The organism is Dactylosporangium maewongense (assembly GCF_039531485.1).
Classification (GTDB): Bacteria; Actinomycetota; Actinomycetes; order Mycobacteriales; family Micromonosporaceae; genus Dactylosporangium; species Dactylosporangium maewongense.
The window spans coordinates 19,239-37,923 of sequence record NZ_BAAAQD010000053.1 but is presented as its reverse complement, the minus strand read 5'-3'; the positions used below and the strand labels follow the sequence as shown (position 1 = coordinate 37,923).

Below are 18,685 nucleotides of genomic sequence, written 5' to 3'. Positions count from 1 at the left end.
GTCGGCGCGTGCGTGCCGATAGCCATGCCATGCGGAAGGTCGGGAAGCTCGGGTGGCGCTGGCCGCGGGTGCTGGCGCTCGCGATCGTGCTGCTCGGCGGGGTCACGTTCGCCAACGTGTACCTGCACGGCAGGAGCCAGTCCCAGGAGGCCACCCGGTCGCGCCTCAGCGAGCTCAACATGCTGCTGCACGAGGAGAGCTCGCTGCAGTGGAAGACCGTCGCCGACCGCAACACGCCCGTGACGGTCGCCCGCGAGCTCGGCGAGATCCGCAGCCGCGAGCGCGACATCGTCGAAGCGCTCGGCGACCTCGACGCCGCCACGGTGCAGCGGCTGGAGGACAGCGTCAGCGCGTACCACGCCGTGCTGGACACCGAGCTCGGCATGCTCGGCGTCGGCAAGATCGCCGAGGCGCGGGCGCTGGAGAAGCGGCAGACCGAGCCGCAGTTCGGCCGGCTGAACGCCCAGCTGCGCAGCCTCGAGCAGCAGGCGGCCGACGCCGCCGCGCTGGCCAACACCGTCGCCGACCTGTCGCTCGCCGTCGCCATGACCCTCGCCGTCACCGCGATCGGCTGGCTGCTCTACCGCTTCGAGCGCGAGCACCGCCTCACCACCAAGGCCAACGAGGAGATGCTGGAGCAGCAGCAGATCGCCCTCGACACGCTCGCCGAGCACGAGGCGCTGATCCGCCACCAGGCGTCCCACGACCCGCTGACCGGCCTGCCGAACCGCCGCATGCTCACCGAGCTGCTGGAGGGCGGCGACTGCGCCGACCAGGCGCTGCTCCTGGTCGACCTGGACAACTTCAAGCCCGTCAACGACCAGCTCGGCCACGCCGCGGGCGACGACCTCCTCATCGGCGTCGCCGGCCGGCTGCTCGCCGCGGTCCGCGGCGACGACACCGTGGTCCGCCTCGGCGGCGACGAGTTCGCGATCGTCATCGCCGGCGGCGACGCGAGCGTCGCGGTCCGCGTCGCCGAGCGCATCGTCGCCACCGTCGGCGAGCCGTTCGAGATCGCCGGCACCGAGGTCCGCGTCGGCGCCAGCGTGGGCGTCGCGATCAGCGGCGGCGGCCGCGACGGCGGCGAGCTGCTCCGCGACGCCGACATGGCGATGTATCAGGTGAAGCAGGGCACCAAGGGCGGCTTCGCCGTCTACAAGGAGCCGGCCGTCCGGCTGGTCCACCAGGCCGTCCGGTAACGCGCGCGGCGCCACCTCCGCTCCTTCGCGCATGAAGGAAAGGATCCTCGCACTGACCGCGGCGGTTGCCACGGTCGTGTCCGTCGGGGCGGCCGGACCGGCGCACGCCACGCCGACCGGCGAATCGGCGACCGCGACCGTGTTCTTCCCCAACCCGGTGCAGGCCCTCGGACTGCAGAGCCTGGTCGATGCGAAGGACGCCGACAGCCCGGCGTTCGCACCGGCCTACCGTCAGGTCACGCTCACCGACCTCGACGGCACCGGCAAGCTGTCCGGCCGGTACGTGGTCGTGAAGAGCTCCACCGGCAAGGCGGCCCTCGCCGTCGACGGCGCGTTCCCCGCCTGGCATCGCGACGCCGACCAGTTCGAGCAGGTGATGGCCTACCACTGGGTGACCACCGCGCAGCGGTACCTGCAGCATCTGGGCTTCGGCTCGGCGCTCAGGCCGGTCAACCAGCGCCGGATCGAGGTCCGCATCGACCAGTACGGCGGCGACAACTCGTTCTTCCGCGACGACAAGGCCAACATCACCCTCGGCAAGGGCGGGGTCGACGACGCGGAGGACGCCGAGGTCATCGTGCACGAGTACGGCCACTCGGTGCAGGACGGCCAGGTGCCCGGCTTCGGCACGACCCTGGAGTCGGGCGCGATCGGTGAGGCGTTCGGCGACTACCTGGCCGTGGCGGTCACCAGCTGGGCGACCGGGGCGCCGGCCCGCACCCCGGAGGCGTGCGTGGCGGACTGGGACTCCGTCTCCTACACCAGCACCGTGCCGCACTGCCTGCGCCGGCTCGACGGCACCAAGCACTACCCGGAGAGCGTCGTCGGCGAGGTCCACGCCGACGGCGAGATCTGGTCCCGCGCCCTGTGGGACATCCGGGTGGCGCTCGGTGACACCCGGGCCAGCACCTTGATCGTGGAGGCGCAGTTCGCCTTCGCGGTCGACACCACGTTCGCGGCGGCGGCCCAGGCCACCGTGGACGCGGCGCAACGCCTCTACGGCACCCAGGCCGCCAAGGCGACCCGGGCCGCGTTCGTCGCGCGCGGACTGTTGTAGGGGGTTTCATGTCCCGGATCGCCGCAACCCCGGCGATCCGGGACAATGATTGAACCCATGAAGCTGGGGCTGCACTACTGGAACTTCTCGACACCCGCCGACCCGGCGGCCATCGCGCCGACGCTGCGGGAGACCGCCCTCATCGCCGAGCAGGCGGGGGTCGCGTCCTTCACGGTCATGGACCACTACTTCCAGATGGACGGCATGGCGCCCGCCGAGGAGCCGATGCTGGAGGGCTACACCACGCTGGGCTACCTCGCGGCCCTCACCGAGCGCATGACGCTGGGCCTGCTGGTGACGGGCGTGATGTACCGCCACCCGGGCCTCCTGGCGAAGATCGTCACCACGCTGGACGTGCTGTCGGCGGGTCGGGCGCGGCTCGGGATCGGCGCCTCCTGGTATGAGCGCGAGCAGCGCGGCCTGGGCGTGCCCGTCGTGCCGGTGGCCGAGCGCTTCGAGCGCCTCGAGGAGACGCTGCGGATCTGCCTGCAGATGTGGAGCGACGACAACGGCCCCTTCGAGGGCACCCACTACCGGCTGACGGAGACGCTCAACTCCCCGCCGCCGCTCGGCCGCGCCCGCCCGATGATCATGATCGGCGGCGGTGGCGAGAAGAAGACGCTGCGCCTGGTCGCGAAGTACGCCGACGCCTGCAACCTCTTCGGCTCCACGCCGGAGGACGTCGCCGCGAAGCTCGACGTCCTGCGCGGCCACTGCGACACCGAGGGCCGCGACTACGCCGGGATCGTCAAGACCGTGCTGGTCACGCGCCCGCCGCTGGAGGACCCGGACGCCTGGCTCCGCGACGTCGAGGCCTACGCCCGCCTCGGCGTCACCGAGGTCATGACCATGCCCGACCGTCACCCGGTCGAGTTCGCCACCGCCCTCGCCAAGGATGTCCTCCCGCGGATGGACCTCAGCTGAGCAGGGTGATGTCGCGCAGGTAGTGCTCGAGGTCGCCGCGGGCGATGTGGGCGGCGAACGCCTCGTTGCCGGCGGCGGCCTCGGCGCGCATGTAGTCGGTGAGCGCGCGCAGGCGGGGCGCGACGGACGCGAGCGCGGCCTCGCGCAGCGCGGGGTCGGCGCCGTACGCGTCGAAGAACAGGTCGAGGCGCTCGGCGGTGCGTTCGCCGGCGGCGGAGCCGAGCGGGACGAAGCGGTAGACCGCGTACGCCAGGTCCCACGAGCGCGGGCCGGGGGCCGCCCCGTCGAAGTCGATCAGGCCGATGGCGCGGTCGCCGTCGTAGACGCAGTTGTACGGGGCGGCGTCGTTGTGGCAGACGACCTCGACGGGCTCGCGGGCCGGCTGCTGCCAGCCGTCGCGCCAGCTCGCGGCGACGTCGGCGGTCGCGTCGTGGTAGGCCCGCAGCAGCCGGGCGGCGCTGGTCAGGGCGGGGTCGCCGGCGACGGCGGGCGTCCACGGGTCGTGGCCGACGTCGCCGGGCAGGTAGCTGAAGACGTCGCGGCCCAGCGGGTCGGTGCCGAAGGAGCGGGGCGCGCCGGTGAAGCCGCGGGTCTGCAGGTGCTCGAAGAGCTGATGGATCCGCGGGCTCCACGCGCCGGCCGGGCGCCGGACCGTCGCGCCGACCCGGACGACCTGGTTGACGCCGCCGCCGGCGAGCTGCTGTTCGGTCATGCCCACCAACGTCTCACGGATCTTCGGGATTCGCAGACCTCGATGCTGTCCGAAAGGACGGGTTCATCCGGAAAAACGGTGACCTCGTCCGTGGCGTCACCTGCTCCGCCCGGTCGCCGTTGCACCGGTTGATGAGAGTTCTGGTCACCGGCGGCGCGGGGTTCATCGGGGGAAACCTGTGCCGGGAGCTGGTCACCCACCCTGCCGTGCACGAGGTCGTGGCGTTCGACGACCTGAGCACCGGTAGTGAGGGCAACCTCGACGGCGTCGGCGCGACGCTGATCACCGGCAGCATCCTGGACCGGCCCGCGATCGACGACGCGGTCGAGCGGGCCGACGTCGTCATCCACCTGGCCGCCCGGCCGTCGGTGCCGCGGTCCGTCGCGGACCCGCTGCGCAGCCACCTGGTCAACGCCACCGGCACCATGCACGTGCTGGAGGCCTGCCGGCGCGGCGGCACGCCGATCATCACGGCGTCCTCGTCCTCGGTGTACGGGCCGACGAAGGTCCTGCCGAAGCACGAGGAGCTGCCGACCCGCCCGCAGAGCCCGTACGCGGCGAGCAAGCTCGCGGCCGAGTCGTCGGTGCTGGCCTACGGCGCCACCTATGGCCTGCCGGTGCTCGCGCTGCGGTTCTTCAACGTGTACGGGCCGCTGCAGTCCGTCGGTCACGCCTACGCCGCGGTCATCCCGACGTTCGCCGACGCGGCGCTGCGCGGGCAGCCGCTGCACGTCCACGGCGACGGGCGGCAGACGCGGGACTTCACGTTCGTCGGGTCGGTGGCGCGGCTGCTCACCGACGCCGCGGTGCGCCGGGTGACCAGCCCGACCCCGGTGAACCTGGCGTTCGGCACCCGCACGTCGCTGGTCGACCTGATCGACAAGATCCGCGGGCTGGTCGACCGGCCGGTCGAGGTGGTCTTCGACCCCGCCCGGCCCGGCGATGTGCGCGACTCGCAGGCGGAGTCGTCCCGGCTGCGGGAGCTCTTCCCCGGCCACGGGCCGGTCCCGCTCGACCAGGGCCTCGCCGAGACCGTCAGCTGGTACGAGCGGCAGATAGCGTCGGCACCGCGATAGGCGCCACCCCGGGCAGCGCGGCGGTGGCGGCGCTCGCCGGGGCGGCGGGCTCGACGGACGGCACCACGCACAGGTCCGCCAGCTGGCCGACCAGCGCCGCCGGCGAGGACCGCACGTCCAGCGCCAGGGCCAGCGACGGGTCGAGCGGCGGCACCGAGACGTGCGAGATGAGCGGGTGCAGCGGCCGCAGGTCGATCTCGCCGGCGCCGAAGAGCTCTTCGTGCAGCTTCTCGCCGTCCCGCAGGCCGGTGTAGACGAAGTCGACCGGCCGCTCGGCCTGCGCGGCGAGCTGGTGCGCCAGGTCGTCGATCCGCACGGGCGTGCCCATGTCCAGCACGAGCGCCTCGCCGCCGGCGCCCAGCGCGGCGGCCTGGATCACCAGCTGCACGGCCTCCTGGACCGTCATCATGAAGCGGGTCACGTCCGGGTCGGTGACGGTGACGGGCCCGCCGGCGGCGATCTGCGCCTGGAAGGCGGTGACGACCGAGCCGCGGCTGCCGAGCACGTTGCCGAACCGGACGTTGAGGAACGTGCCGGCCGCGACGGTCGAGCGGTGCGCGGTCAGGCGCTCGGTGATCCGCTTCGTGTAGCCCAGGACGCTGATCGGGTTGGCGGCCTTGTCGGTGGAGATGTTCACGAAGCGCTCGACCCCCACCGCGGCGGCCGCCGACAGGACGTTGAGCGTGCCGAGGACGTTGGTCTGCAAAGCCTCGGCCGGGTGCCGCTCCAACAGCGTGAGGTGCTTGAGCGCGGCGGCGTGGAACACCACCTCCGGCCGGCGCTCGGCGAAGACCGCGGCGATGGAGCCGGCGTCGCGCAGGTCGGCGAGGATCAGCTCGGGGCTGTCCAGCAGGGCCCGGCCGTGGATCGACAGCTGCACCGCGTGCAGCGCCGACTCGTCGCGGTCGAGCATCATCAGCTCGGCCGGGCCGAAGCGGTGCAGCTGCCGGCACAGCTCGGAGCCGATCGAGCCGCCGGCGCCGGTCACGAGGACCCGCCGGCCGGCCAGGTAGTCGCCGATCGCGGCCAGGTCGGTGTCGATCTGGCGGCGGCCGAGCAGGTCCGACAGCTGCACGTCGCGGATCTCCGCGACCCCCACGGGCCCGTCGAGGCTCTCGTCGATGGACGGCAGGATCTTGAGGTCGCGCCGCGCGGCGGTCGTCACGGCCCGGACGTCGCGCAGCAGCGCGCCGTCGTCGGCCCGGATGGCGAAGATGACGACCTCGGCGCCGGTCCGGGCGAGCGCGGCGGCGAGCGAGGCCCGCCCGCCGAGCACGGCGACGCCCTCGACGCGCAGGTTCTGCTTGGCCGGGTCGTCGTCGACGATGCCGACCGGCCGGTAGCGGCAGTGCGGGTCGTGCGCCATCGAGCGCAGCAGCCGGTGGCCGGCGGCGCCGGCGCCGTAGACGAGCACCGGCACGGCCTGCGCGGAGGGGGCGACCCGCAGCCGCCGCTCGCGCCGCAGCCGGCCGGCCGCGCGGCCGGTGACCATCGCCAGCAGGGTGGCCATCGCACCGACCCCGGCGACCGCCGCCGGGGCGACCCCGGCGACCCACAGCAGCCCGCCGGTCGCGGCGACGGTGAGCGCGAGCGCCCGCAGCTCGGGCAGCGTCCCGTGGCCGTAGCGGCGCCGGTACAGGTGGACCGGCCACGCGATCGCCGTGTGCGCCGCGGCGGCCAGGACGATCGCGGCGCCCGCGGTGAGCAGCGACGGCCGGTCCGGCCCGATCGTGATCGCCAGCGCGAGGCCGCCGGCCCAGGCGCAGAGGTCGGCGGGCCAGTCCGCGGGCCCGGAGGGCCTGTGGTCGTCCATCGGTTCCCCCTTCGACACGGCGACCATTCTTCACGATTTGGCAGATGAGATCCCGGTAAAACCGGATTGGGGAAATTAGACCGTTTCACCTCCTGCGTCACGACAACATGTCACTCTTCGTGAAGAAGCGAACACGGGAGGTCATGGCGTATGGAGCTGCGCGACTATGTCAGCGCGGTCCGGAAACGCTGGTGGCTGGTGGCCACGACCGCCTGCCTGGCCCTGGTCGCCGCGGTCGTGATCACCGCGCGCACCGCGCCGACGTATGCCGCCTCGGTGACGTTCTTCGTCAGCACCCCGAGCAGCGGCGTGACCGACGCCTACCAGGGCGGCCTGTTCTCGCAGCAGCGCGCCCGGTCCTACGTCAACCTCGTCACCAGCGACCGCCTCGCCCGCGCCGTCGCCACGGACCCGGGCGTCGGCCTGGACGCCGACGGGGTCAAGGCACGCATCAGCGCGCGCACCGTGCCCGACACCGTGCTGCTGGACATCACCGTGCTGGACACCCGCAGCGACCGCGCCTTGCGCATCGCCGAGTCCGTCGCGACGCAGTTCGCCGCCCTCGTCGCGGTCCTGGAGACCCCGCCGGGCGGCGACAGCCCGACCGTCCGCGTCGACGTGGTGACCGGCCCCCGCGTCGGCACCGACCCCGTCTCGCCGCAGCCCGCCCGCAACTTCGCCGTCGCGCTGCTGATGGGGTTGCTCGTCGGCGCCGCCGGCGCCGTCCTGCGGGAGATCCTGGACAGCAGCGTCCGCTCCGCGACCGCGCTGCGGCAGGCCGGCGGCAAGGCCGTGCTCGCCACCGTGCCGCTGGACCCGCGGGCCCGCCAGGAGCCGCTCCTGCTGGAGGACGCCACCTGGTCGCCGCGCGGCGAGGCGATGCGTCACCTGCGCACCAACCTGCAGTTCGTCGACCCCGACCGGCGGGCCCGCTGCATCGTCGTGACCAGCGCGCTGCCCGACGAGGGCAAGTCGACGATCGCCTGCAACCTCGCGATCGTCCTCGCCGAGAACGGGCACCGCGTCCTGCTGATCGACGCCGACGTGCGGCGGCCGAAGCTGGCCGAGTACCTCGACCTGGAGGGCGCCGTCGGCCTCACCAACGTGCTCGTCGGCCAGGTCGACCTGGACACCGCCGCGCAGCCGTGGGGCGACCGCGACCTGTGGGTGCTCGCCAGCGGCTCGATCCCGCCCAACCCGAGCGAGCTGCTCGGCTCGCAGCAGATGGCCCGGCTGCTCGCCACCGCCGGCGAGGACTTCGACTACGTCGTCGTCGACACCTCGCCGCTGCTCGTCGTCACCGACGCCGCGGTCGTGGCCAGCCGCGCCGACGGCGCCGTGCTGGTCACCCGGGCCGGCAAGACCACCGTCACCCAGGTGCGCTCCGCGGTCCTCGCCATCGACGCGGTCTCCGCCCGGCTCTTCGGCTGCGTGCTCAACGGCGCGAAGTCCGGCGGCGACGACGCCTACTCCTACGCCTACTACGGCACCCGGGCCGGCGTGCCGCTGCTGAAGGCCGCCGCCGCCGGCAAGCCGGCGCCGGTCACCCGGGATCTCGACGCGGCCGGCCGGCCAGGAGGGCGATGATGTCCGCGATCGTCCCGGCGCAGACGCGGAACCCCTCGACCGGGCCGCCGAACGGGTCGGTCAGGTCGTCGTCGAGCGGTGAGCCCGCCCGCAGCCGCCCCCGCACCCGTGCGATGTCGCGCAGCGTCGTCGGCTCCGGCGGCAGCGCCGCCAGGTACCGGCCGAACTGGCGCAGCGTGAACGTCCGCGCCGCCGTCGCCGGGGCGAGCGTCACGCAGTGCGCCCGCTCCGCCCGCGTCGCGGTCAGCACCAGGTCGGCGCCGGCCAGCAGCGCGGCGTCGACGCGCCGGCTGGCGAAGCCCGCGGGGTCCGCGCCCCGCTCCAGCAGCACCGCCTTCGCCTCAGGCGGCATGTCCAGACCAGGCATCGCGTGCGTGCCGGCGCTCGCGGCGTCCAGGCCACCGGCCCGGGCCAGCCGCTCGGCCATGGCCGAGCGGCACAGGTTGGCCCGGCAGACGAACAGCATGGAAAGCCCCCGATGAACTCACGCATCTTCCTGTCCGCGCCCGACATCTCGGGCACCGAGGAGCGCTACCTCGTCAACGCCTTACGCTCCGGTTGGGTCGCGCCCGTCGGGCCGGATCTCGACGCGTTCGAGGCCGAGGTCGCCCAGCGGTGCGGCACCGCGCACGCCGTCGGCGTCAGCTCCGGCACCGCCGCGCTGCACCTGGCGCTGCTCGCGATGGGCGTCGGCCCGGGCGACACGGTGATCGTGCCGACGCTGACCTTCGCGGCCACCGCCAACGCCGTCGTCTACACCGGCGCCGAGCCCGTCTTCGTCGACAGCGAGCCCGACACCGGCAACATCGACGCCGCCCTCGCCGAGCGGGCCGTCGCCGACCTGCGCCGCGAGGGCAGGCGCGTCGCCGCGGTCGTCCCGGTGGACCTCTTCGGCACCTGCGCCGACCACGAGTCACTCCTGAAAGTGGACGTACCGCTGCTGGAGGACGCGGCCGAAGCGCTCGGCGCGACCCGGGACGGCCGGCCAGCGGGGTCCTTCGGGCGGGCCGCGGCGCTGTCGTTCAACGGCAACAAGATCATCACGACGTCCGGCGGCGGGATGCTCGTCACCGACGACGCGGCGCTCGCCGAGCGCTGCCGCCACCTGGCCACCCAGGCCCGGCAGCCGGTGCCGCACTACGAGCACGCCGACGTCGGGTACAACTACCGGCTCAGCAACCTGCTCGCCGCGGTCGGCCGCGCGCAGCTGTCCCGCCTCGACGGGATGCTCGCGCGGCGGCGGCAGCTGCGGGAGCGCTACGCCAAGACCTTCGCCGGCGTGCCCGGCGTGCGGATCGTCGGCGACGGCGAACACGGATCCAACTGCTGGCTGACCGTCGTCGCGGTCGAGGAGCGCGAGTCCGGCTGGTCCGCCGAGGCGCTCGGTGAGCATCTCGCTCGGCACGACATCGAGACGCGGCCGGTGTGGAAGCCGATGCACCGGCAGCCGGTGTACCGCCAGGCCCGCAGCTGGCTGACCGGCGCCGCCGACCACCTCTTCGCGACCGGCCTGGCGCTGCCCAGCGGCTCGCAGCTCGGCGACGCCGCCCAGCGGCGCGTCTTCGACGCGATCGACGAGTTCCTGTGAACCGCGCCCTGGACCTCGCCGGCGCCGCCGCCGCCACGGTCGTCCTCGCCCCCGTCATCGCCGCCACCGCCGTCTTCGTCCGCTGCACGATGGGGTCGCCGGTGCTGTTCCGGCAGGAGCGGACCGGCCTGCACGGGCGGCCGTTCACGTTCGTCAAGTTCCGCACGATGCGCCCGTCCCCGCGCGGCTTCGACCCGGGCAGCGACGCGGAGCGGCTCACCGCCGCCGGCCGCTTCCTGCGCGCCACCAGCCTCGACGAGCTGCCCGCGCTGTGGAACGTCCTGCGCGGCGACATGAGCCTCGTCGGCCCGCGCCCGCTGCCGGTGGCGTACCTCGGCCGGTACACCGAACAGGAGGCGCACCGGCACGACGTGCGGCCCGGCATCACCGGCCTGGCCCAGGTCCTCGGCCGCAACAACCTCACGTGGGAGCAGAAGTTCGCCCACGACCTGCACTACGTGCGGGCCCGGTCGCTGCGGATGGACCTGCGGATCCTGGCCGCGACGGTCCGCACGGTCGTGCGCCGCGACGGCGTCACCGCGGCCGGCTCCGCGACCAACCACGAGCTGCGCGCCGTGCCGGAAGGGCGGCAGGCGTGAGGAACGGTCTCGTCATCGTCGGCATCGGCGGCCACGGCCGGGAGATCCTGACCATCGCCCGGGCCGCCGGCATGCCCGTGCGCGGGTTCGTCGACGACAGCCCCACCCAGCGCAACCTCGACCGGGTGACCGCGCTCGGCGTGCCGTTCCTCGGCCCCAGCACCCGCCTCGGCGAGGAGCGCCCCTCGATCGGCTACGTGATCGGCATCGGCGACCCGCGGATCCGGGCCCGCCTCGACGAGCAGCTGCGGCCGCACGGCCTCGCCGCGGCCACCCTGATCCACCCGGCCGCGACGATCGGGCCGGACGCGTTCCTCGGCGAGGGGTTCGTCGCGTTCGCCGGCGCCCGCGTCACCACCGACGTGCGCATCGGCCGGCACGTGCACCTCAACCAGAACTGCACCGTCGGCCACGACACCGAGCTCGCCGACTTCGTCCAGGTCAACCCCCTGGCCGCGATCTCCGGCGACTGCCGGATCGGGTCCGAGGTGCTGATCGGCACGACCGCCTGCGTGCTGCAGGGCCTGCGGGTCGGCGAGGGCGCCACCGTCGGCGCGGGCGCGTGCGTCACCCGCGACGTCGAGCCGAAGGCGACCGTGAAGGGGGTTCCGGCGCGGTGAAGGTCGCGATGATCATCAAGACGGACGACGGCGGCCGGTGGACCGTGCCGCAGCTCGACGAGCTGCGCCGGCGCGGCCACGAGGTCGTCGCCGTGCTGCCGCCCGGCAGCGAGGGGCAGCTGCGCAAGGCGCTGCACGACCGGGGGATCGACGTCGTGCAGTCCGGGTTCGACTTCCGGTTCCGCCCCACCCCGGCCACCGCCGCCGGTCTGCTGCGGCTGCGCGGCCAGCTCCGCGCGCTCGCCCCGGACGTGCTGCACTACCACCTGTACGCGTCCGCGCTCGCCGCCCGGATCGCCAGCGTCGGCCTGCCCGCCCGGCGCGTGCACATGGTGCCCGGCCCGCTGTTCCTCGAGTCGCCGCTGATCCGCACCGTCGAGCGGGTCCTGTGCCGCCGCGACGAGGTCGTCATCAGCGGCAGCCGGCACACCGCGACCCTCTACCGCGCCATCGGCATGCCGGACTCGCGGGTCGTGCCGGTCCACTATGGCACCGACGTCGAGCACTTCTCGCCGCCGTCGGCCGCCTACCGGGCCGCGTGCCGGGACGCGTTCGGCCTCGCCGACACGACGTTCACCGCGTGCATGGTCGCCTACGTGTACCCGCCGAAGTGGCTCACCCACCGCGGCCGCGGCATCAAGGGCCACGACATCCTGCTCACCGCGTGGCGGCGCTTCCGCCGCGACGTCCCCGACGCCAGGCTGATCCTGCTCGGCGGTGGGTTCGACGCCGCCGGCGAGGCCTACCGGCAGCAGCTCATGCGCCGGTTCGGCGTCACCGGGGAGCGGGGCCGCGGCGGCGTCGACTGGCACGAGTCCACGCTCGACGTCCGCGACTGCTACGCCGCCGCCGACGTCAGCGTCAGCCCGTCGCTGTCGGAGAACCACGGCGCCGCCCGCGAGGCCGGCGCGATGGGCGTGCCGAGCATCGTGTCCGACGCCGGCGCCCTGCCGGAGACCGTCGACCCCTCGTCCGGCTGGCTGGTGCCCCGCGACGACGTCGACGCGCTCGTCGCCGCGCTGCACGAGGCGCACGCGGAGTTCCTCGCCGGCACCCTGCGCCACCGCGGGGCGCTGAGCCGGGAGCTGGTGGTCGACAGGTTCGCCGAGGGGCCGGCCGCCGCGGCCGTCGCCGACGTGCTGGAACGGGTCGTCCGAAGATGACACAGCTGCGGTCACCGAAGACGCCCGTCCGCCATGCCGCCCCGTCGAAGCGCCGGCCGTCCTTCGCCGGCAACGTCGGCTGGGGGGTGGTCGGCAACGCCGGCTACGCCCTGTGCCAGTGGCTGGTCCTGGTCGTCGTCGCCCGGCTCGGCACCGAGTCCATGGTCGGCGACTACGCCCTCGGCCTCGCCGTCGGCGCCCCGGTGGTGCTGCTGGCGAACCTGTCGCTGCGCACCGTCCTGGTCACCGACACCTTCCACGAGCACCCGTTCCGCCGGTACCTGCGGGTCCGGCTCGCCGGGATGGCCGCCGCGACGGCCGCGATCGGCGTCGCCGTGTGGGCCTTCGACCTGCCGCCGGCGGTCGTCGTCCTCGTCGGCCTGGCCAAGGCGTTCGACGGCGTCGGCGACATCTACCTCGGCCTGCTGCAGCGCCACCACGACCAGCGGGGCATCGCCGTCGCGCAGCTCGCCAACGGCGCGCTCACCATCGCCCTCACCGGCGTCCTGCTCGCCGCGACCGGCAGCGTCGCCTGGGCCGCCGCCGGCTCCGCGATGGGCTCGCTGATCGCCTGGCTCGGCTTCTGCGCGCCGCTCGCCTCCCGGCTGCTGGACGCCACCGCCAAGGCGAGCCTGAAGGCCGACCCGCCGAAGCGGCACACGCACCGGTTCAGCCCGCCCGGGCCGGGGGCGCTCGTGTGGACGGCGCTGCCGCTCGGCCTCGCCTCCGGGATCACCTCCCTGACCGCCAACGTCCCCCGGTACGCGCTGCAGGACCGCCTCGGCGCGGCCGCCCTCGGCGCGTTCGCCGCCGCCGGCTACCTCGTCCTCACCGGCAACCTGCTCGTCTCCGCCGTCGCGCAGACGCTCCTGCCGCGCCTCGTCGAGCTGCGCGCGGCCGGCGCCCGGGAGCGGTTCGCCGCGCTCGTGCGGCAGTCGCTCATCGGCATCACCGTCGCCGGGGTCGTCGCCGTCTGGGCCGCGGAGCTCTTCGGCGCGAAGGTGCTGCGCGCCGTCTACGGCGAGGAGTACGCCGACGAGGCCGGCACCCTCACCGTCCTCACCATCGCCACCGCCGTCGCCGCGAGCTGCTTCGTGCTCGACGCGGCCCTGTCCGCGGTGCGCCGCTTCACCGGCCAGCTCGCCGTGAACGCCGCCGTCCTCGCCGCCACGGTCCTCGCCGCGCTCGTGCTCGTGCCCCGCTACGGCGTCGCCGGCGCGGCCTGGGCGACCGTCGCGGCCGCCGCCGTCCACGCCGGCCTCAAGTGGGAGCTGCTGCGGCGTGACCTTTGATCCCTGGTACGCGGTGCTGCTCGCCGGGCTGGTGATCCCGGTGCTGCTGCTCGTCGGCGGGGTCCGCGACGTCCTCGCCTACGTCGCCGCGTACTTCTTCCTCTTCGGCTTCGGGCCCGTCGTCAGCTACCTGCTCGGCGGGGCGATCTACTTCGGCACCAACACCGCCCTGATCGGCCGGGCGGCGCTGGGCCTGCTGCTCGCGTTCGCCGGGGTCCTGGCCGCGGGCCTGCTGGTGCGCCAGCGCCACGACATCGCCGCGCCCGCGACCACCCACCGCTTCCCGCTGCTGCCCGTCGTCCTCGCCCTGCTCACGCTCTACGCGACGACCGTCCTCGTGCTCGGCGGCACCAGCTTCCTCGCCGGCACCAAGCTCGACCGCATCGACGTCGCCGGGCCCGGCCACTACGACTACCTGCTGTTCGAGATGTTCGCCTGCGCGCTGTACTACATGGCCGGCGGCAGCGGCGCCGGGCGCTTCACGTACCGGCTGAACTTCGCCGTCTACGTCGTCTACTGCCTCAGCACCGGCGAGCGCGACTTCGTCTTCGTGATCTTCAGCCTGATCCTGCACCGCGAGCTGACCCGCGGCGGCTCGTTCGCCCGGCCGGTCGGCTACGGCGCGCTGCTGCTGGTCGGCGCGACCATGATCTTCAGCCTCCGCGGCGACGGCCCCGCCGACACCAGCCAGGTGCTCAACCAGGGCTCGGTGCTCTTCGTCGACACGTGGGTGATGACACACGTGCCGTCGGTCGAGCCGTTCGCGCGTGGCGCCACCTACCTGCACGCGCTCGTCAACCTGCTGCCCGGGCACGCGCAGCCGGCGCTGTCGCAGTGGCTCGTCGACCGGTACGCGCCCGGCAGCGCCTCCGGGTACGGCTTCTCCCTCACCGGCGAGGCGTACCTCAACTTCGGGCTGTGGGGGATCCCGGCGCTGTTCGCCGGGCTCACCGCCGTGCACCGGCTGCTGATCAACCGGCTCGACCGGGCGCCGGTCTACGCGTACGCCAGCGTGCTCTTCACCGTCGCGTGGATGTACGGCTTCCGCGGCGAGAGCGGCAGCCTGCTCAAGACCTGCGTGTACGGGCTGCTGTTCTACGGCGCGCTCCGCCTGGTCTCGGTCCGGGTGGAAGAACCGACCAGTGAGGAACCGGAGGCGGTGCCCGCATGCGTCTCGTCGTGAGCTGTGAGCAGCGGTACGCCCGCACCCCCGACGGGCGGGTGTGGAGCACGACCGGTGCCGCGTACGACTTCTGGCAGCGCTACCTCGCCGTCTTCGACGAGGTCCGGATCGTGGCCCGGGTCGCCGAGCGCGGCGGCCGGCAGCCGGACGCCGAGCGCGTCGACGGCGACCACGTCACCGTGCACGCGGTGCCCTACTACGTCGGCCCGCTGCAGTACCTGCGGCGGCTGCGCGCGGTGCGGGCCGCAGTCCGCGCCGCCGTCGAGCCCGGCGACGCCGTCCTGCTGCGGGTGCCGTCCGCGATCGGGACCCTGTTGCACCGGGCGCTGCGCCGAGGGGCCCGGCCTTTTGGTCTGGAGGTCGTCGGCGACCCCTACGACGTGTTTGCGCCCGGGACGATCCGCCACCCGCTGCGCCCGCTGCTGCGCGCCTGGTTCACCGCCCGGCTGCGGGCGCAGTGCCGCAGCGCCGTCGCCGTCGCCTACGTCACCGAGCGGGCGCTGCAGTCGCGCTACCCGGCCGCGCCAGGTGCGGTGACCGCCGCGTACTCCAGCATCCAGCTCGACGAGGCCGCGTTCGTCGACAGGCCCCGGGTGGAGGGCTCGCCCAAGGTCGCGGTCCGGCTGGTCTCCGTCGGCTCGCTCGAGCAGCCGTACAAGGGGATCGACACCCTCATCGAGGCGCTGCCGCTGCTGGTGAAGGCCGGCCTGGAGGCGCACCTGGTGCACCTCGGCGACGGCCGCTGCCGCCGCGACCTGGAGCGGCTCGTGCGGGAGCGGCGCCTCGGCGGGCGGGTCGCGTTCGCCGGCGCGGTCCCGCCCGGCGCGGCGGTGCGGCTGTTCCTCGACGACGCCGACCTCTTCGTGCTGCCGTCGCGCACCGAGGGCCTGCCCCGGGCGCTGATCGAGGCGATGGCCAGGGCGCTGCCCGCCGTCGGCACCACCGTCGGCGGCACCCCCGAGCTGCTCGACCGCACGCACCTGGTGCCGCCCGACGACCCCGTCGCCCTCGCCTACGCGATCACCGCGCTGGTCGCCGACCCGGAGGCGCTCGCCGCCGCGTCGGTGCGCAACCTCGCCCGGGCGCGCAACTACGCCGCCGACACCCTCGGCCGGCGCCGCGCCGACTTCTACCGCGCGCTGCGCGTCATCACCCAGCCAGAGAAGGTCAAGGAGGTCGTCGGCGGTGCACGGCAGCTCGACTGAGATCACCGGTGCTTCTGCCCACCTGCGTTCGCTGCTGCGGACCCGGCGGCGCAAGGTGGTGCTCGCCGTCGCCGTCGTGCTGCTGCTCCTCGCCGGCGCCGGGGTGCGGCTGATGGTCGTCGCCGAGTCCGCCGCCGGGCACCTGCGGCGCGCCGCCACCCTGGTCGGCTCGCTGGAGACCGCGCTGCGCGCCGGTGACCTCGCCGCTGCCCGGCGCACCACCGCCGACCTGCGCCGGCAGACGGCGGAGGCCCGGTCCGACACCTCCGGTCTGACGTGGGGCATGGGCCGGTCGGCGCCGATGGCCGGCGACGACCTGACGGCGGTCGCGGCCGTCGCCCGGATCGTCGACGACCTCGCCACCCGCGTGCTCCCGCCGATGCTGGACGTCGCGGGCGGGCTGCAGTCGACGCTCGCCGGCCGGGACGGCCTCGCGGCGGTGACCGGTGCGGCGCCCCGGCTCGCGGCGGCGGATTCGCTGGTACGGGCCGCGCAGGCCCGGCTGGCCGCGCTCGACCGCGGCGGGCTGGACGGGCGGGTCCGCGCCGCCGTGCAGCGCCTCGACGACGCGCTGCGCCGGGTCGCGCCGCTGCTCGCGCCGGCCGCCCGCGCCGCGAAGCTGCTGCCCGCGATGCTCGGCGCCACCGCGCCCCGGACCTACCTGGTGCTCTTCCAGAACCTCGCCGAGGTGCGGGCCACCGGCGGGATGCCGGGCGCGTTCGTGGTGCTGCGGGTCGACAAGGGCGCGATCACCATCGAGCGGCAGGGCGCCGCCGCCACCGACATCCGCGAGTTCGCCGCGCCCGTCCTGCCGCTGGACGCCGACCAGGAGGACCTGCACACCGACCGGCTCGGCCGGTTCCCCGCCGACGTGAACCTCACCCCGGACTTCCCGACCGCGGCGGCCCTCTACCGCGAGATGTACCGGCTGCGCTCCGGCCAGACGGTCGACGGTGTCCTCGCGACGGACCCGGTCGCGCTCGCCTACCTGCTGCAGGCGACGGGACCGGTCGACGTGGCCGGCGGCCCCCCGCTCACCGCGCCGACGGCGGTCCGGCGGCTGCTGTCGGAGGTGTACCTGACGATCGCCGACCAGAAGTCGCAGGACGCCTTCTTCGCCGACGCCGCCAAGGCGGTCTTCGACAAGCTGACGGGCGCGCTGACGGACACCTCGAAGCTGGTGCCGGCCCTGCGGAAGGCCGCGGACGAGCGGCGGCTCCTCGCGTGGAGCGCGCACCCCGAGGAGCAGGCCGAGATCGCCGCGACCGTCTTCGCCGGCACGCTGCCCGCCGACGACGGCGCCCGGCCGACGGTCGGGGTGTTCCTCAACGACGGCACCGGCGCGAAGCTCGGCTACTACCTGACCCGCGAGGCGGAGCTGAGCGCCGGGGAGTGCCTGGAGGACGGCTCGCGGCACCTGCGGCTCACCGTGAAGCTCGGCTCGACGGCGCCGACGAGCGGACTGCCGCGCAGCGTGCTCGGGCTGGGGCTGGCCGGCGACTACACGGTCCGGACCAACGTCATGGTGTACATGCCGACCGGCGGCGCGCCCGTGGACGCCACGCAGGACGGCGCGCCCGTCGACTACGGCAGCGGCTTCGAGCTGGGCCGGACCGTGGCGGTCTTCACCGTCGACCTGAAGCCCGGGCAGAGCAGCACGCTCGCGCTGAACCTCATCACGGGCCCGCTCCCCTCGCCGTCGGCCGCGTTCACGCCGCGGCTCGTCACGACCCCGGGCATCGCCCCGTGGACGCTTCGGTTGCAATCCGCGCCGAGATGCGGCAAATGATGAAAAATGCCCATATCGGGGTGATGCGAAGTCTACGGTGAAATTCATGCGACCCCGAACAAGATCCGCACTGACCGCCCTCGCGGGGGCAATCGTCGCGGCGGCAGTGCTGGGAGCACCGACCGCCGCCCACGCCGAACCCGGCGGTGGAGCAGCGGCCGCTGCTGCCTATCCGGCTCCCGAGCCGGTCCTCAGGGTGAGCTCGGCCTCTGTGAGCACCGGTGGCGTGGTCTGCATCGCGGGGAAGCGGTTCCTTCCCGGCGAGCCGATCTCGATCCGCGTCCAGTACCGCGTCACCCGGCACTCCGGCGGCTTCGACGGCCCGTTCCCCGCCAGGGTGAGCGGCGACCGCCGCACGGACGACGACGGCAGGTTCGAGGCGAACGTCCGGCTCACCTCGCCGGGCTACGCCACCATCAAGGTCACTGGCAAGAAGTCCAAGCAGACGGCGACCGTCACCGTGCGGGTGCTCGCCTGGCGCGGCAACTACAGCTTCGGTGGCGACGACTTCTTCGCCGGCACGCCGCTCGGCAACGGCGTGCGCCACGACGGCGGGGGCGACAAGTGGGACGGCGGCGACCGGCCGGCCGGCTTCTTCGGCCCGTTCTTCGGCGGCTGGAGCCCGTTCCGGCTGTCGGCCAACGAGACCAGCCTGACCGACTCGTCCTCGACGGCCTCGTCAACCGGCGCGGCCACCGAGTCCACCGACCTCGCCGCCGGCGACACGCAGCACCGCGGCGCCCCGGGCGCCGACCTGCTGGCGGGCCTGCTCGGCCTCACCGCACTGGCCGGCAGCGGCTTCGTCATGCGCCGCCGGCGCGCCTCCTGACACCGACACCAACCAACACCACCAACTCGCATCTGCGTTCGACCCGTCG

The 18,685-nt window shown here is 74.2% G+C and carries 17 protein-coding genes; 14 read left to right on the top strand and 3 right to left on the bottom strand.

Translation table 11 applies throughout. From position 1 onward, the window contains the following. Positions 1-29 precede the first annotated feature (29 nt). Genes ABD332_RS57530 through ABD332_RS57520 form a run of 3 tightly spaced genes read left to right on the top strand, consistent with a single transcriptional unit; the run spans position 30 to position 3,180 of the window. Positions 30-1,199 (top strand): diguanylate cyclase domain-containing protein, encoded by a 1,170-nt coding sequence (locus tag ABD332_RS57530; protein ID WP_344515231.1) that lies wholly within the window; start codon positions 30-32, stop codon positions 1,197-1,199. Between the two features lie 31 nt (positions 1,200-1,230). Beyond that, entirely contained in the window at positions 1,231-2,256 is a 1,026-nt protein-coding gene (locus ABD332_RS57525) for a M36 family metallopeptidase (protein ID WP_344515229.1), read from the top strand. Between the two features lie 57 nt (positions 2,257-2,313). Continuing rightward, positions 2,314-3,180, top strand: coding sequence for an LLM class F420-dependent oxidoreductase (locus tag ABD332_RS57520; protein WP_344515227.1), 867 nt, complete (start codon positions 2,314-2,316; stop codon positions 3,178-3,180). Here the strand turns inward: ABD332_RS57520 and ABD332_RS57515 are convergent. After that, positions 3,173-3,892: a phosphotransferase gene (locus tag ABD332_RS57515; RefSeq protein WP_344515225.1), complete on the bottom strand. Its 720-nt coding sequence runs from the start codon at positions 3,890-3,892 to the stop codon at positions 3,173-3,175. The two genes, ABD332_RS57520 and ABD332_RS57515, sit on opposite strands and share 8 nt — an antisense overlap. 131 nt (positions 3,893-4,023) lie before the next feature. Here ABD332_RS57515 and ABD332_RS57510 point away from each other — a divergent pair, with 131 nt between their 5' ends. Continuing rightward, positions 4,024-4,968 (top strand): NAD-dependent epimerase/dehydratase family protein, encoded by a 945-nt coding sequence (locus ABD332_RS57510; protein WP_344515223.1) that lies wholly within the window; start codon positions 4,024-4,026, stop codon positions 4,966-4,968. Here ABD332_RS57510 and ABD332_RS57505 read toward each other — a convergent pair. Then, complete coding sequence (locus ABD332_RS57505; protein WP_344515222.1) at positions 4,928-6,781, bottom strand: polysaccharide biosynthesis protein; 1,854 nt, start codon at positions 6,779-6,781, stop codon at positions 4,928-4,930. The two genes, ABD332_RS57510 and ABD332_RS57505, sit on opposite strands and share 41 nt — an antisense overlap. A gap of 150 nt (positions 6,782-6,931) precedes the next feature. Here ABD332_RS57505 and ABD332_RS57500 point away from each other — a divergent pair, with 150 nt between their 5' ends. Then, positions 6,932-8,368: a tyrosine-protein kinase domain-containing protein gene (locus ABD332_RS57500; RefSeq protein ID WP_344515220.1), complete on the top strand. Its 1,437-nt coding sequence runs from the start codon at positions 6,932-6,934 to the stop codon at positions 8,366-8,368. Here ABD332_RS57500 and ABD332_RS57495 read toward each other — a convergent pair. Further along, entirely contained in the window at positions 8,325-8,834 is a 510-nt protein-coding gene (locus ABD332_RS57495) for an arsenate reductase/protein-tyrosine-phosphatase family protein (RefSeq protein WP_344515218.1), read from the bottom strand. The two genes, ABD332_RS57500 and ABD332_RS57495, sit on opposite strands and share 44 nt — an antisense overlap. Before the next feature lie 12 nt (positions 8,835-8,846). Between ABD332_RS57495 and ABD332_RS57490 the strand changes: the two genes are divergently transcribed. The 9 genes from ABD332_RS57490 to ABD332_RS57450 all read left to right on the top strand — a co-directional run bounded on the left by ABD332_RS57490 (position 8,847) and on the right by ABD332_RS57450 (position 18,636). Beyond that, the gene (locus tag ABD332_RS57490) at positions 8,847-9,956 is read left to right on the top strand and encodes a DegT/DnrJ/EryC1/StrS family aminotransferase (protein ID WP_344515216.1); all 1,110 of its coding nucleotides are present in this window, start codon (positions 8,847-8,849) and stop codon (positions 9,954-9,956) included. Beyond that, positions 9,953-10,555, top strand: coding sequence for a sugar transferase (locus ABD332_RS57485; protein WP_344515214.1), 603 nt, complete (start codon positions 9,953-9,955; stop codon positions 10,553-10,555). The genes ABD332_RS57490 and ABD332_RS57485 overlap by 4 nt, the downstream gene beginning before the upstream one ends. After that, on the top strand, positions 10,552-11,175 hold the full coding sequence (locus tag ABD332_RS57480) for an acetyltransferase (protein WP_344515212.1): 624 nt from the start codon (positions 10,552-10,554) through the stop codon (positions 11,173-11,175). The genes ABD332_RS57485 and ABD332_RS57480 overlap by 4 nt, the downstream gene beginning before the upstream one ends. 8 nt (positions 11,176-11,183) lie before the next feature. After that, on the top strand, positions 11,184-12,338 hold the full coding sequence (locus tag ABD332_RS57475; protein ID WP_344515210.1) for a glycosyltransferase: 1,155 nt from the start codon (positions 11,184-11,186) through the stop codon (positions 12,336-12,338). Next, positions 12,335-13,630: a lipopolysaccharide biosynthesis protein gene (locus tag ABD332_RS57470; RefSeq protein WP_344515208.1), complete on the top strand. Its 1,296-nt coding sequence runs from the start codon at positions 12,335-12,337 to the stop codon at positions 13,628-13,630. The genes ABD332_RS57475 and ABD332_RS57470 overlap by 4 nt, the downstream gene beginning before the upstream one ends. Further along, entirely contained in the window at positions 13,620-14,813 is a 1,194-nt protein-coding gene (locus tag ABD332_RS57465) for a hypothetical protein (protein WP_344515206.1), read from the top strand. The genes ABD332_RS57470 and ABD332_RS57465 overlap by 11 nt, the downstream gene beginning before the upstream one ends. Beyond that, entirely contained in the window at positions 14,798-16,018 is a 1,221-nt protein-coding gene (locus ABD332_RS57460; RefSeq protein ID WP_344515204.1) for a glycosyltransferase family 4 protein, read from the top strand. Before ABD332_RS57465 ends, ABD332_RS57460 begins: the two co-directional genes overlap by 16 nt. After that, positions 15,999-17,807 carry a DUF4012 domain-containing protein gene (locus tag ABD332_RS57455; protein ID WP_344515202.1) on the top strand — a complete coding sequence of 603 codons (1,809 nt, stop codon included), beginning with the start codon at positions 15,999-16,001 and terminating at the stop codon, positions 17,805-17,807. Before ABD332_RS57460 ends, ABD332_RS57455 begins: the two co-directional genes overlap by 20 nt. A 211-nt stretch (positions 17,808-18,018) precedes the next feature. Further along, complete coding sequence (locus tag ABD332_RS57450; RefSeq protein WP_344515200.1) at positions 18,019-18,636, top strand: hypothetical protein; 618 nt, start codon at positions 18,019-18,021, stop codon at positions 18,634-18,636. Positions 18,637-18,685: the final 49 nt, after the last annotated feature.

Excerpts from the sequence above, each read along its gene's own strand:
- ABD332_RS57500 (WP_344515220.1), top strand. The coding sequence starts at position 6,932 with ATGGAGCTGCGCGACTATGTCAGCGCGGTCCGGAAACGCTGGTGGCTG.
- ABD332_RS57475 (WP_344515210.1), top strand. The coding sequence starts at position 11,184 with ATGATCATCAAGACGGACGACGGCGGCCGGTGGACCGTGCCGCAGCTC.
- ABD332_RS57505 (WP_344515222.1), bottom strand. The coding sequence starts at position 6,781 with ATGGACGACCACAGGCCCTCCGGGCCCGCGGACTGGCCCGCCGACCTC.
- ABD332_RS57510 (WP_344515223.1), top strand. The coding sequence starts at position 4,024 with ATGAGAGTTCTGGTCACCGGCGGCGCGGGGTTCATCGGGGGAAACCTG.
- ABD332_RS57520 (WP_344515227.1), top strand. The coding sequence starts at position 2,314 with ATGAAGCTGGGGCTGCACTACTGGAACTTCTCGACACCCGCCGACCCG.
- ABD332_RS57515 (WP_344515225.1), bottom strand. The coding sequence starts at position 3,892 with ATGACCGAACAGCAGCTCGCCGGCGGCGGCGTCAACCAGGTCGTCCGG.
- ABD332_RS57470 (WP_344515208.1), top strand. The coding sequence starts at position 12,335 with ATGACACAGCTGCGGTCACCGAAGACGCCCGTCCGCCATGCCGCCCCG.
- ABD332_RS57525 (WP_344515229.1), top strand. The coding sequence starts at position 1,231 with ATGAAGGAAAGGATCCTCGCACTGACCGCGGCGGTTGCCACGGTCGTG.
- ABD332_RS57530 (WP_344515231.1), top strand. The coding sequence starts at position 30 with ATGCGGAAGGTCGGGAAGCTCGGGTGGCGCTGGCCGCGGGTGCTGGCG.
- ABD332_RS57460 (WP_344515204.1), top strand. The coding sequence starts at position 14,798 with ATGCGTCTCGTCGTGAGCTGTGAGCAGCGGTACGCCCGCACCCCCGAC.
- ABD332_RS57490 (WP_344515216.1), top strand. The coding sequence starts at position 8,847 with ATGAACTCACGCATCTTCCTGTCCGCGCCCGACATCTCGGGCACCGAG.
- ABD332_RS57495 (WP_344515218.1), bottom strand. The coding sequence starts at position 8,834 with ATGCTGTTCGTCTGCCGGGCCAACCTGTGCCGCTCGGCCATGGCCGAG.